The organism is Bifidobacterium sp. UBA4282 (genome assembly GCF_002394995.1).
GTDB lineage: Bacteria > Actinomycetota > Actinomycetes > Actinomycetales > Bifidobacteriaceae > Bifidobacterium > Bifidobacterium pullorum_B.
Window position 1 is genome coordinate 12,310 of sequence record NZ_DGVO01000042.1, and the last position, 12,364, is coordinate 24,673.

General features: G+C 63.3%; 13 protein-coding genes and 2 tRNA genes. 11 read left to right on the forward strand and 4 right to left on the reverse strand.

Annotated features, from left to right (window positions below):
- A partial coding sequence (locus B4C31_RS07025) for a Glu/Leu/Phe/Val dehydrogenase dimerization domain-containing protein (RefSeq protein WP_291531902.1) occupies nt 1-392 on the reverse strand: 392 nt, incomplete at its 3' end.
- 135 nt (nt 393-527) lie between these two features.
- Here B4C31_RS07025 and B4C31_RS07030 point away from each other — a divergent pair.
- The 10 genes from B4C31_RS07030 (at nt 528) to nrdF (ending at nt 10,484) form a co-directional block, all read left to right on the forward strand.
- Nucleotides 528-1,541, forward strand: coding sequence for a LacI family DNA-binding transcriptional regulator (locus B4C31_RS07030; protein ID WP_291531903.1), 1,014 nt, complete (start codon nt 528-530; stop codon nt 1,539-1,541).
- A 334-nt stretch (nt 1,542-1,875) separates the two neighbouring features.
- Nucleotides 1,876-3,201 (forward strand): gluconate:proton symporter, encoded by a 1,326-nt coding sequence (locus B4C31_RS07035; protein WP_291531904.1) that lies wholly within the window; start codon nt 1,876-1,878, stop codon nt 3,199-3,201.
- Nucleotides 3,202-3,252: 51 nt separating this feature from the next.
- A complete protein-coding gene (locus B4C31_RS07040; protein WP_291531905.1) occupies nt 3,253-3,996 on the forward strand; it encodes a sugar phosphate isomerase/epimerase family protein in 744 nt (247 codons plus the stop codon).
- A gap of 62 nt (nt 3,997-4,058) precedes the next feature.
- Nucleotides 4,059-5,030 carry a sugar kinase gene (locus B4C31_RS07045; RefSeq protein ID WP_291531906.1) on the forward strand — a complete coding sequence of 324 codons (972 nt, stop codon included), beginning with the start codon at nt 4,059-4,061 and terminating at the stop codon, nt 5,028-5,030.
- On the forward strand, nt 5,027-5,650 hold the full coding sequence (locus B4C31_RS07050; protein ID WP_291531907.1) for an orotidine 5'-phosphate decarboxylase / HUMPS family protein: 624 nt from the start codon (nt 5,027-5,029) through the stop codon (nt 5,648-5,650). Before B4C31_RS07045 ends, B4C31_RS07050 begins: the two co-directional genes overlap by 4 nt.
- A gap of 59 nt (nt 5,651-5,709) precedes the next feature.
- Nucleotides 5,710-6,252, forward strand: coding sequence for a 6-phospho-3-hexuloisomerase (gene hxlB / locus B4C31_RS07055; RefSeq protein WP_129236603.1), 543 nt, complete (start codon nt 5,710-5,712; stop codon nt 6,250-6,252).
- 287 nt (nt 6,253-6,539) lie between these two features.
- Nucleotides 6,540-6,818: a glutaredoxin domain-containing protein gene (locus tag B4C31_RS07060; protein WP_278814653.1), complete on the forward strand. Its 279-nt coding sequence runs from the start codon at nt 6,540-6,542 to the stop codon at nt 6,816-6,818.
- A complete protein-coding gene (gene nrdI, locus B4C31_RS07065; RefSeq protein WP_291531908.1) occupies nt 6,815-7,240 on the forward strand; it encodes a class Ib ribonucleoside-diphosphate reductase assembly flavoprotein NrdI in 426 nt (141 codons plus the stop codon). Before B4C31_RS07060 ends, nrdI begins: the two co-directional genes overlap by 4 nt.
- Nucleotides 7,237-9,411, forward strand: a complete 2,175-nt coding sequence (gene nrdE / locus B4C31_RS07070; protein ID WP_291531909.1) for a class 1b ribonucleoside-diphosphate reductase subunit alpha — start codon at nt 7,237-7,239, stop codon at nt 9,409-9,411. Before nrdI ends, nrdE begins: the two co-directional genes overlap by 4 nt.
- A gap of 80 nt (nt 9,412-9,491) precedes the next feature.
- On the forward strand, nt 9,492-10,484 hold the full coding sequence (nrdF, locus tag B4C31_RS07075) for a class 1b ribonucleoside-diphosphate reductase subunit beta (protein WP_291531910.1): 993 nt from the start codon (nt 9,492-9,494) through the stop codon (nt 10,482-10,484).
- 156 nt (nt 10,485-10,640) lie between these two features.
- On the opposite strand, the gene B4C31_RS07080 is transcribed toward nrdF, so the two are convergent.
- Together B4C31_RS07080 and B4C31_RS07085 are read right to left on the reverse strand one after the other, a co-directional pair.
- Nucleotides 10,641-10,713, reverse strand: a tRNA-Ala gene (locus B4C31_RS07080).
- A 49-nt stretch (nt 10,714-10,762) separates the two neighbouring features.
- Nucleotides 10,763-10,836: transfer RNA gene (locus B4C31_RS07085), tRNA-Ile, on the reverse strand.
- A 108-nt stretch (nt 10,837-10,944) separates the two neighbouring features.
- On the opposite strand from B4C31_RS07085, the gene B4C31_RS07090 reads away from it, so the two are divergent.
- On the forward strand, nt 10,945-11,604 hold the full coding sequence (locus B4C31_RS07090) for a M48 family metallopeptidase (protein WP_422652884.1): 660 nt from the start codon (nt 10,945-10,947) through the stop codon (nt 11,602-11,604).
- 94 nt (nt 11,605-11,698) lie between these two features.
- Here the strand turns inward: B4C31_RS07090 and B4C31_RS07095 are convergent, their stop codons facing one another.
- Entirely contained in the window at nt 11,699-12,178 is a 480-nt protein-coding gene (locus B4C31_RS07095; RefSeq protein ID WP_033510258.1) for a Dps family protein, read from the reverse strand.
- Between the last annotated feature and the right edge of the window lie 186 nt (nt 12,179-12,364).

A 12,364-nucleotide genomic window follows, 5' to 3' on the forward strand; every position in this document is an offset into this window, starting at 1 on the left:
GAGCCGCCCTTGCCGCCGCCCATCGGCAGCGTGGTCAGCGAGTTCTTGAGGATCTGCTCGAAGCCGAGGAACTTGATCACCGATTCGGTCACGGTCGGGTGGAAGCGCAGACCGCCCTTGTAGGGGCCGATAGCGGAGTTGAACTGTACGCGGTAACCGCGGTTGACCTGCGGCTTGCCCTCGTCGTCCATCCAGACCACGCGGAACTTGACCACGCGCTCCGGCTCGACGAACCGCTCGAGCACGGCGTTGGCCTCATACTCGGGGTGCCTGGCCACCACAGGTTCGAGGGTTTCGAGTACTTCCCTGACCGCCTGCAGAAACTCGGGCTGGTCGCCGTCGCGCTGCTCCACTTGGGCATACACGCGCTTGACATATTCGTTGGTGAACATAGACTCTCCCTACTTTGGGTCATTGCCAAACGGCAATATTCTATGCGGTGGGGTGGCAAGTCCCACGGGACTGTCCAACATCCGATTACCCCGGGATGCTCCGCGATGACGTGGGAATGATGGACAATGGGAGTCATGAGCAGGACGAAAACGAATCGACAGCCCAGCATGGGGGACGTCGCCGCGGCGGTGGGTGTGTCGAAGACCACGATCTCCCGGTATCTGCACGGGAACTTCGGGTATATGTCCGATGAGACGAAGGCCCGCATAGCCCAGGTGATCGACGAGCTTGGGTACCGTCCGAACCGGATGGCGCAGGGGCTCAAGGCCACCGTGAGCCATATGATCGGCGTGACGATTGCCGACATCGGCAACCCGTTCAGCTCCCTGCTGCTCAAGGGCATCCAGCAGGTGTGCCGGGAACGCGATGTGCAGCTGCTGGTCAGTGACTCCAACAACCAGGGGGCGTTGGAGCGGGCCAATATCGAATCGCTTCTGGATGCACAGGTCGACGGCCTGATCGTGAACACGGTGGGCGGCAACGACGAATGGCTGTCCTCCTACTGTCTGGAGGAGACACATAAGCCGGTGGTGCTGCTGGACCGCATCATCCATCCGACCGTCTGCGATGGCGTGCAGACCGCCAATGTGCAGGCCGTGTCCGAGATGATGGCTCACTTGGAGAGTCGAGGGTTCGACGCGGTGGTGTTCGTGACGCGCCCGACGGAGGGGGTCAGCACGCGTACCGCCCGTCGTGAGGCTGTTGAATCGTTCCTTGCGGCCGGGCGGTTCCATGGTGAGATCTCGGTGTATGAGACGGTCGACGAGCTGCGTGAGATGATGTCGGCGCTGCTGGCACGTTACCGTGGCGACCGGGTGTGCCTGTTCGCCAACAATGAGGAGACGATGCGTGACCTGCTCGGGACGTTGCCGCAGCCGTTGCCTGAGAGGATCGGCTTGTGCGCGTTCGCCGAGGAACTGTGGGCCCGGTACTGCGGGTTCGGGATCACGTGCCTGGATCAGCGGCCGATCGAGATGGGGCGGGTGGCGGCCGAGACGCTGACGGCCCGCGTCTATGACGGTTCCGATGCCCCGTACACCGTGGTGGACGTTCCTGCGCGGCTGTGCATATTCGATTCGACGCGGTGAGCCTGTCCTTGTGCGCGGTCGCATGACAGGCCGGTCCGCCCGCCGTTCGTCGGTCAACTGTTGACTTGTATGCGCAAATCGGTCTGTTGGTGCAACTTTTTCAACGGTTGACATATTGATGCTGTGTGAAAGTGTGCGGAATCGAGGCGGTTTTCGTCACTTTGTCAACTGTTGATTTGCGACACGCCGTAGTTAACCGATAAACAAGACGGGTATATCATGTTGTTTACCGATTAACGTAACCGATAAACGAAATCGGTACACAATACATGGATGTAACAATGGAAACGGCAATGGCCTGCCGGTTCCACTCAATGTAGAGAGGAGAGGCAACGTGATTATCTGGATCATGGGCATACTGCTCATCGCATCGTTCGCGTGCTTCGTGTTCTATGCCATGCGTGGCGGCAACCTCACCGTGGGGTTCTTCATTCTGACCATCGTGTGGCTGGCCATCTATTTCCTCGGCGTGGCCTTCGGAGTCGGCGAGCCGTTCGACATCATCAATGATGTCTTCGCGCAACCGGCCCTGACGTACGGTCCGACCATCATCCAGATCGTCTGCGGCGCATGGTTCGGCCGTGTGCTGGTCGATACCGGCATCGCCGCCTCGATCTCCTACCGCACCGCCAAGGTCGGTGAGAAAAGCCCGGTGCTGGCCACCATCGCCGTGGCCTTGGTGACCTGTCTGATCTTCACCAGCGCCTACGGCGTCGGCTCCGCCATCGCCATCGGCGTGATCCTGTTCCCGATCCTCGGCCATCTGGGCGTCCCCAAGCGCGTGTCCGTGCCGGTGTTCACCCTGTCGATCGGCGCCGCCATGTGGATTAACAGCGTGATGTTCGCGCAGTTCGCGGCCTTCTACCAGAACTACGACTCCCCCGACGGCCAGGTGGTCGAATGGGGCAGCCATTATCTGGGCTTCGGCATCCCCGCCATGGTCATCCAGATGGTGGCCGTCATCATCTTCATCTTGATCAACTCGAAGGCCATCAAGAACGGCACCCCGTACGAGGTGGGCAACCCCGCCGATCGCACCGGCGAGATCCCGCAGGTGCCGGTATGGACCTACGTGCTGCCGATCGTGCCTGTGGCGCTGAGCATCCTGTTCCAGTGGGATTCGGTCCCCGCCCTGTTCCTGGCCTCCATCCTGGCCTTCCTCGGCACCGGCCATATGAAGACCTACAAGGGCTTCGTGGACATGCTCAACTCCACCGCCAAAACCGCCATCGGCGACATCGGCAGCCTGATCATCATGCTGCTCGTGCTGCGGTTCTTCCAGCAGACCGCCGTCACCGTCATGGCCGACTTCGGACCGGCGCTGACCTCGGTGGTGCCGAACAACGAGCTGATCCTCGGCCTGGCCGTCTGCATCCTGGCGCCGCTCGCCCTGTTCCGCGGCCCGCTGGAGCTGTACGGCGCGGGCTCGGCCGTCATCGGCATCCTGATGGGCATGGGCATCTTCGACGTCTGGTTCCTGTTCGCCATGCTCGTGGTCCCCTCTATGACCTGCATCTCCAGCTGCGTGACCCAGTCCTGGAACATGTGGGCCGTGGAATACAACGAGCTGGAGCCCAAGACCTTCCTGAAGAACGGTGTGCCGGTCTACTGGCTGTGCACGTTCCCGATCATGGGACTCGCCGCGCTCACCCTGTTCTGATTCGTATCCAACATCGTCAACATCGTCACCAACGTCAATCAAGGAGCTGATATGACCACCATCGGCATCAACCTGCTCGTCTACATGCAGGAACTCAATAACGGCACCGCGCAGTCCGCGCTGCTGCCGACCATCGCGGGACACGGCGTCACCCTGGCCGAGGTCCGCCGCGAATACATCAAGGATGATGCGGAATTCGACCGCATCCGCGAGGCGGCCGAAGCCAACGGGCTGGATCTGTTCTACTCGGTGCCGGAATCTCTGACCATCGGCGGCGCGGCCAACCTCGGTTTCGAGGGCTTCCTGGATGAGGCGGTGCGCATGGGCGTCCGGAACGTCAAATTCAACCAAGGCGACGTCAAGGACGTGGATGCTGCCGTGATCGCCGCGATCGACGATGCCGCCGCCGCACGCGGTCTGACACTGACCATCGAGAACGACCAGACCCCGGAGAACGGCACGCTGGCCTGCACCGCCGCGTCGCTCGCCCATATCCGTGAGGTCGGCGGCGCCATCGGATACACCTTCGACCTGGGCAACTGGTTCTGGCGCGGCGAGGACGCCGACGCGGCGTTCGCCCAACTGCTGCCGGACATCACCGTCTTCCACCTGAAGAACGTCAACGGGGCGGCGGATCGGGCCGCGCTGTCCACCACGATGCTGCAGGACGGCGTCATCGACTGGCAGGCGATGCTGCCGCAGCTGGTCCCGAGCGTGCCGGTCTTCCTGGAGTTCCCGATTCCGGCCGATCGCGTCGCCGAACAGGTCGCACTCGTCCGCCAGGTGGTCGCCTGACCCGCTGCCTTCCCAAAACCGAATCGACACGCCAAACACTATCAGTCAGAAAGAAGCGCATCATGCCTGAAGTCATGACTATCGGCGAACCCATGGTGAACCTCATCGCCGATTCCACCGAAACCTATCTCGAAGCACGGCAGCTGCCCCGGCAGATGGCCGGCGCCGAATTCAACGTCGCCATCGGCGTCAGCCGTCAGGGGCACAGCATCGGGTACGTCACGCAGTTGGGCGACGACTGGCAGGGCGACCTTATCGTCGACTACATGAACGCCACCGGCATCGACACCTCGGCCATCCGCCGCGTCTCGGGCGCGGCCACCGGCTTCCAGCTCAAGGTCCGCTCCAGCGACGGCGAGCCTAAGGTGATCTATTTCCGCGCCGGTTCCGCCGCTTCGAAGACCACGCCGGACATCGTGGACGACGTGGACTTCGCCGGCGTGCGCATCCTGCACGTCACCGGTATCTTCTCCGCGCTCACCGACCAGACGTACGAGACCGTCAACGCCCTGGTGGACGCTGCCAAGGCGCACGGTGTGACGGTGCTCTTCGACCCCAACCCGAGGCCCACTCTGTGGCCGAGCCAGCAGGCGATGATCGAGGCGACCAACCGGCTCGCCGCCAAATGCGACGTGTTCCTGCCCGGCCTGTCCGAAGGCCGGCTGTTCTCCGGGCGCCAGGATCCGCGCGACATCGCCGACTACTATCTGGATATGGGCATCGGCAAGGTCATCATCAAGCTCGGTGACACAGGCTCGGTGGCGTTCGGACGCAATGCCGACGGCGGCCGCACGGAGGTTGTGGTGCCCAGCTTCGTGGTGGACGTGGTCGACACCGTCGGTGCCGGCGACGGATTCGCCTCCGGCGTGATCACCGGTCTGCTTGAAGGGCTGGATGACGATGCGCTGCTGGAGCGGGCGAACGCCGTCGGTGCGATCCAGGTCACCAGCGTCTCCGATTCGGAGGGGCTGCCGACCGTGGAGGAGCTGCGGAAGTTCATCGCGTTCACGCCGCGCAAGGAGGTGGAGCTGTGAAGCTGCAGGTGGCCATCGACCGGGTCGACATGCTGCAGGCGCGATCGATCGTCGCGCAGGTGGCGGATGCCGCCGACATCGTGGAGATCGGTACGTCGCTGACCAAGGAATACGGCCTGCGTGCACTGACCCGGCTGACGGAGGACTATGGCGGCCAGGTGGCGCTGCTCGCCGACATCAAGACCTGCGACGAAGGCAAGTACGAATTCGATCTGGGGTACGACTGCGGGTTTGCGTACCTGACCGTTATGGGGTCGGCGTCGATGGGCACGTTGGAGGCGTGCGCGGCGTCCGCGGCCGCCCACCACGGCACGATGATGATCGACCTGTTGGAGTGCGACGACGCGCGTATCGAACGAATCGGCGGATTCGTCGACGCCGTGTACTGCCTGCACACCTCGGTCGACTCCGGTGCCACCGCGGACCCGATCGGGCAGGTGCGTGCGTTCCGCGAGAGGTTCCCGCAGATCCGTCGCATCGCGGTCGCCGGCGGCATCAAGCCCGACCAGCTGGCCGGGTTGGCGGCGGAAGGCGTGGAGATCGCGATCATGGGATCGGCCGTCACCAAGGCCGCCGACATCGCCGCGGTAGCCCGCCGCTGCAAGGAGCTGGCGGCGTAGGGCCGGGGCAGGCCGCGGAACGTCAAGAGGACTACAGGTAATCACTAAGGAGACATACGATGAACCGTATTTTGGATCAGATCGCCGAGGAGATCAACGGCGTGATCGCCAAGATGGACGAGCGTGACCTGGTCAACGCCATGGGCGTGATCGGGCGCAACGACCGCGTCTACGCCACCGGCGAGGGCCGGTCCGGATTCCAGGCGCGTGCATTTGCGATGCGCATGATGCATATCGGCTATACGAGCTACATGATGGGGGAAACCATCTGTCCCTCCATGCACGAAGGCGACGTGCTGGTGGCCATCTCGGGCTCGGGAAAGACCAAGCACACCGTGGAGGATGCCGAAGCCGCCAAGAAACTCGGCGTCAAGGTGATCGCCGTCACCTCGAAGCCCGAGTCGCCGTTGGCGGACGTGGCCGATGCGGTGATCGTGGTGCCGGGGCGTGTCAAGGGCGAGGCCGGCGGATCCATCCAGCTGCTGAGTTCGCTGTTCGACCAGTCGGTGCACATTGCGCTCGACGCGCTGTGCCTGATGATCTCGCGTCGTGACGAGGTCTCCGACGCCGACGCGAACGCCAACCACGCCAACGTGGAGTAGTCGGCCGTCGGCGGCTGTATGACGTTTGGGTGCCGTGGACCTCGGCCGGTTCACGGCACCCAAACGTATTTGCGCACAGATCGGTCTTACGTCCGCTACGGGGGAACTGGGGCGTGTCGGGGGTGTCAAGGTGGTTGGCGGATTGGGGCAATGACGCCCATAACCACTAGATATGGTGGTTCAGTGTGATATGTATCACTAGAAATAGTAGTGACGTCGCGTGGCTTTCGGGGTACCGTAGGGGACACATCAATCGACAGGATCCGGAAGAGACCGAGGAGTACGCCATGACCGTCATCGTCTACAGCACCCCGCGCTGCCCGCAGTGCAACGCCACAAAACGTCAGCTCGATCGCATGGGTGTGCCCTATCGGCAGATCGACGTGACGGTCGATACCGAGGCGTCGGCGATGCTGCGTGCGGCCGGGTACCGGCAGGCGCCGGTCGTCATGGATGGAGACCGCGTGTGGACCGGATACCGGCCGGACCTGCTGCGTACCCTGGCTGAGCGGCATGACGAGGAGTCGCATGCCGCCTCCCATACGGCGGCCGCGGTGGCGGCATGAGCGCACTCGTCTACTTCTCGTCCGCCTCCGAGAACACCGCACGATTCGTCGCCCGCTGCCGGTTCGAGGACACCGGCATCGCCGTATACCGCATCCCGCTGAGGGCGGGCGATCCCGCGCTCGTCGTACGCGAACCCTACGTGCTGATGGTGCCGACCTACGGCGGCGGCGATTCCCGCAAGGCCGTGCCCGTTCAGGTCAAACGGTTCCTGAACGACCCCGGCAACCGGACATGGATCCGGGGCGTCATCGCCTCCGGCAACACCAACTTCGGTGAAGCGTACTGCGCCGCCGGAACCATCATCGCCGCCAAATGCGGCGTCCCGTTCCTCTACCGCTTCGAACTGATGGGCCTGCCCGGAGACGCGGACAAGGTCCGACAGGGCGTCATCGATTTCCTCACGAAAGGCAACCACTCATGACCACCACGAACGGCACGGTACCGCCGGCGGACACTGCCTACGACCCGTCGCACGACTATCACGCGCTCAACGCCATGCTCAACCTGTACGATGCGCAGGGACGCATCCAGTTCGACAAGGACAAGGCCGCCGAGCGCGAATACGTGACCGGTCATGTGGCGGAGAACACCATCGCGTTCCCCACCACCCGGCAGCGGCTGGACTACCTGATCCGCAACAACTACTACGACGGTGCGGTGTTCGACCGCTACTCTCCCGAGTTCCTGGACCGCTTCTATGCGCACGTGGAATCGTCGGGCTTCGAATTCGGTACGTTCCTCGGCGCATTCAAATTCTATGCGTCGTACGCGCTGAAGACCTTCGACGGCACCCGATACCTGGAGGATTTTCCGCAGCGTGCGGCCGCCGTGGCGTTGGCGCTGGCCGCCGGTGACGAGCAGATGGCCACGCGTGTGGCCGACGAGATCATCGCGGGCCGCTTCCAGCCCGCCACCCCGACGTTCCTGAACCTGGGAAAGGCGCAGCGGGGCGAACCGGTCAGCTGCTTCCTGATCCGCATCGAGGACAACATGGAGTCGATCTCGCGCGGCATCAACGCCGCGCTCCAGCTGAGCAAGCGGGGCGGCGGCGTGGCGCTGCTGCTGAGCAACCTGCGCGAGCTGGGCGCCCCGATCAAGCAGATCGAACACCAGTCCAGCGGCGTGGTGCCGGTGATGAAACTGTTGGAGGACTCGTTCTCGTACGCCAACCAGTTGGGCGCGCGGCAGGGGGCGGGCGCGGTGTACCTCAACGCGCACCACCCGGACATCCTGCGTTTCCTGGACACCAAGCGCGAGAACGCCGACGAGAAGATCCGCATCAAGTCGCTGGCGTTGGGCGTGGTGGTGCCGGACATCACGTTCGAACTGGCCAAGCGCAAGGAACGGATGGCGCTGTTCAGCCCCTACGATGTGGAACGGGTGTACGGCAAGCCGTTCGCCGACATCAGCGTGACCGAGGAATACGATCGCATGGTGGCCGACGAGCGCATCCGCAAGACCTGGATCGACGCCCGGCAGTTCTTCATGACGCTGGCCGAGCTGCAGTTCGAATCCGGCTACCCCTACCTGGTATTCGAGGACACGGTCAACCGGGCGAACCCGATCGAGGGGCGCGTGGTGATGTCCAACCTGTGTTCGGAGATCCTGCAGGTGCAGGAGCCGAGCACGTTCCGCGAGGATCTGAGCTACGAGTACGTCGGGCGCGATGTGTCCTGCAATCTCGGCTCGCTGAACATCGCCAAGACGATGGACGCCGGCCTGGGCGCCACCGTGCGCACCGCGATCCGCGCGTTGACCGCCGTGCCCGAACAGACCTCGATGGCTTGCGTGCCGTCGGTGCTGCGCGCCAACGAGGAAGGGCATGCGATCGGTCTGGGGCAGATGAACCTGCACGGGTTCCTGGCCCGCGAACGCATCCAGTACGGCAGCGAGGAGGCGTTGGACTTCACCGACATGTATTTCATGACCGTGGCCTACCACGCCTACCGGGCATCGCACGCCCTGGCCGTGGAGCGCGGGCGCGCGTTCGCCTCGTTCCCCACGTCGGACTACGCCAAGCCGGCCGGCGAAGGCAACTACTTCGACAAGTACACCGATGGCCGTCGGTCGCTGGAGCCGCGCACCGAACGCGTCCGGCAGCTGTTCGCCGATCGCGGCATCCATATCCCCACGGCGCGTGACTGGGCGGAGCTGCGTGACGCGATCCTGCGTGACGGCATCTACAACCAGTATCTGCAGGCCGTGCCCCCGACCGGATCGATCAGCTACATCAACCACGCCACCAGCTCGATCCATCCGATCGCCTCGAAGATCGAGATCCGCAAGGAGGGCAAGATCGGGCGCGTCTACTACCCGGCCGCATACATGACCAACGAGAACCTCGAATACTTCCGCGACGCCTACGAGATCGGCTGGCGCGCCATCGTGGACACCTACGCCGAAGCCACGCAGCATGTGGACCAGGGACTCAGCCTGACGCTGTTCTTCCCGGACACGGCCACCACGCGCGACCTCAACCAGGCGCAGATCTACGCCTGGCGCAAGGGCATCAAAACCCTGTACTACATCCGCATCCGCCAGCAGGCGCTCGAAGGCACCGAGGTCGCCGGCTGCGTCAGCTGCATGCTGTAACGCCGCGCCTCCCCTCCCCCCATCGCACACCGCGCACACCCCACCACCCACCGCACAGTAGAAAGAACCAGGAGCATACCATGGCACCCATCTCCATCCCCCGCCAGCCGCTCAAGCTCATCGACCGCGTCACCGCCATCAACTGGAACCGTCTGGAAGACGAGAAGGACCTTGAGGTCTGGGACCGGCTCACCGGCAACTTCTGGCTGCCGGAGAAGGTTCCGGTATCCAACGACATCCCGGTCTGGCAGCAGATGCGCGAGGCCGAACACACGCTGACGATGCGCGTGTTCACCGGTCTGACGCTGCTGGACACCATCCAAGGCACGGTCGGCGCCGTGTCGCTGATCCCGGACGCGCTGACGCCGCACGAGGAGGCTGTGTACACGAATATCGCGTTCATGGAGTCGGTGCACGCCAAGTCGTATTCGTCGATCTTCTCGACGCTGTGCTCGACCGCCGAAATCGACGAGGCGTTCGCATGGAGCGAGAGCAACGAACACCTGCAGCGCAAGGCGCAGATCGTGCTGGACTACTACGAGGGCGACAACCCGCTCAAGCGCAAGGTGGCCTCCACGCTGCTCGAATCGTTCCTGTTCTACTCGGGGTTCTACCTGCCGATGTACTTCTCGGCGCATGCCAAGCTGACCAACACGGCCGACGTGATCCGCCTGATCATCCGAGACGAGGCCGTGCACGGGTACTACATCGGCTACAAGTACCAGAAGGGTCTGGCGGCGGTCTCCGATGCGGAGCGTGCGGTGATGGAGGAGTACACGTACGACCTGCTCAACGAGCTGTACGACAACGAGGTGGAGTACACGCGGTCGCTGTACGACGGCGTGGGTCTGACCGAGGATGTGGAGAAGTTCCTGCGGTACAACGGCAACAAGGCACTGATGAACCTGGGCTATCCGGCGCTGTTCCCCGCCGAGATCTGCGATGTGAACCCGGCGATTCTGGCCGCCCTATCCCCGAACGCCGACGAGAACCACGACTTCTTCTCCGGTTCCGGCAGCTCGTACGTCATGGGCAAGGCCGTCGAAACCGATGACGACGACTGGGACTTCTGACGCGCCCGCTTGGATGTCGTGTTGTCGTACAGTTGCGACAACACGTGCGCGTAGCGTCCGCTAGGATGCCGTGTTGTCGCGTGGACATGACGACACGGCATTTCGGCGTGATATGAAGAACCCGCGGAACCACATCAGTTCCGCGGGTTTTGGAAGTGGAGCATACCGGACTCGAACCGGTGACCCTCTGCTTGCAAAGCAGATGCGCTACCAGCTGCGCTAATGCCCCGATCCAGTACAAAAAAGGCGGCCGTAAAAGCCGCTTTCCTGTTCTGAAGTGGGCCCGGGAGGACTTGAACCTCCGACCTCATCCTTATCAGGGATGCGCTCTAACCACCTGAGCTACGGGCCCAAAGTTATCGCACGCTTTCGCGCACAAAAAGACAGCTTACCAGTTCGCCGTAATTTGTCAACCGGCGTGTCGCAGTGGGTGACGTGGGCATGCGGAACAATGGAAGGCATGTCATACCGTGCCACGGCCCGAAGCCGATCGTCCAGACCCGAGGTGCTGGTTGTTGACGGTTTGGTGCTTCAGGTAACGCGCAAACCCATCAAGAACATGTATCTGCGCATCAAGCCGCCGCAGGGCGATATCGTGGTCTCCGCACCGCTGCAGATGACCGACGGGCAGATAGAACGGTTCGCACGTGAACGTCGGTCATGGATACTGGCACAGCAGCAGCGCATACGGGAGGCTCGGCAACGTCTGGCGGACACGGCTGCGGACGGCGCGTCGCACGGCGGGGAGCCGGCCGGTTTCATCCACGATGCCGCATCGTGGTGGACGCCGGAGCGCCGGAATCGCGCCGCGTCGGCGATCGACGCGCGGCTGCCGGCCTTGGTAGAACACTGGTCCGCAGTCATCGGCAAACGTCCGACGCATATCACATTGCGTGCGATGACGACCCGTTGGGGATCCTGCACGCCGCGGACCGGTCGCATCCGGTTGAATCTGCAGCTGGGCCTGCTGCCGCCCCAGTATCTCGAATATGTGCTCGTCCATGAGATGACGCATCTGTGGGCCAACGGGCACGGGGCGGAGTTCCAACGCCGTATGACGCGGTATCTACCGGATTGGCGTCGTCTGCGCCGCGAGCTCAATCGCTATACGGCGGGGTAGGTCGATACGAAGCCGCCGGAGGGCGTCTCCGCATGGATTGCGGAACACCCTCCGGCGGTGTGCGATTCGCGTTCTGTGTATATGCGGGAACCGGTCAGGCCAGATGGCTGCGCATGAACCACTGGAACTTCTCCAGCTCCTGCACATGGTCCTGCATGATGTTCGAGCTGACCAGATCCAGTTCGTCAAGCTCGGCGATTGCCTTGCGGTCGTCGACGATCATGGCGTCATAGTATTCGATCAGCGCCTGCAGATACTCCTCCGTAGAATGGCGGCCTTCCAGATCGAACGGCTTCCACGTGCGGTTGCGGGTGATCGCGTCGGCGCTGCCGTCCGGTGCGCCGCCCATCGTGGCAATGCGCTCGGCCGTCTCGTCGGCCATGCCGAGCACGGCCTCGACCTGCGGATCGAGCATCTCGTGCACGGCGATGAAGTTCGGTCCGGTCACGTTCCAGTGCGCATGCTTGAGCACCAGCGCGGCCTCCTGCTCCTGGCTGAGCCGGTTCTGCAGGATCGCGATGGCCTTCTCCGAAGCGGCCTCATCCAGACCGGGAACCACAAAAGTCAATGCCATAACGTTTCCTTTCCCTCGATGGTATGGGTGGTTCCAGTCTACGTGGAACCACCCGGTTGGCGATTACGCTGACGACGTACTGGACGGCCGGCGCGTCATGGTCGGCCCGCGATGGCGCGTGGATTCCGCGGTCGTCCCGCCCCCGCGACGTGCCCCCGACAATGAACTGCGCCCCGTTTGTTGGAC

What these genes read in the sequence shown, in the direction of transcription:
- B4C31_RS07030 (WP_291531903.1), top strand. Translation starts at nt 528, where the DNA reads ATGAGCAGGACGAAAACGAATCGACAGCCCAGCATGGGGGACGTCGCC.
- B4C31_RS07040 (WP_291531905.1), top strand. Translation starts at nt 3,253, where the DNA reads ATGACCACCATCGGCATCAACCTGCTCGTCTACATGCAGGAACTCAAT.
- B4C31_RS07045 (WP_291531906.1), top strand. Translation starts at nt 4,059, where the DNA reads ATGCCTGAAGTCATGACTATCGGCGAACCCATGGTGAACCTCATCGCC.
- hxlB (WP_129236603.1), top strand. Translation starts at nt 5,710, where the DNA reads ATGAACCGTATTTTGGATCAGATCGCCGAGGAGATCAACGGCGTGATC.
- B4C31_RS07060 (WP_278814653.1), top strand. Translation starts at nt 6,540, where the DNA reads ATGACCGTCATCGTCTACAGCACCCCGCGCTGCCCGCAGTGCAACGCC.
- nrdI (WP_291531908.1), top strand. Translation starts at nt 6,815, where the DNA reads ATGAGCGCACTCGTCTACTTCTCGTCCGCCTCCGAGAACACCGCACGA.
- nrdE (WP_291531909.1), top strand. Translation starts at nt 7,237, where the DNA reads ATGACCACCACGAACGGCACGGTACCGCCGGCGGACACTGCCTACGAC.
- nrdF (WP_291531910.1), top strand. Translation starts at nt 9,492, where the DNA reads ATGGCACCCATCTCCATCCCCCGCCAGCCGCTCAAGCTCATCGACCGC.
- B4C31_RS07090 (WP_422652884.1), top strand. Translation starts at nt 10,945, where the DNA reads ATGTCATACCGTGCCACGGCCCGAAGCCGATCGTCCAGACCCGAGGTG.
- B4C31_RS07095 (WP_033510258.1), bottom strand. Translation starts at nt 12,178, where the DNA reads ATGGCATTGACTTTTGTGGTTCCCGGTCTGGATGAGGCCGCTTCGGAG.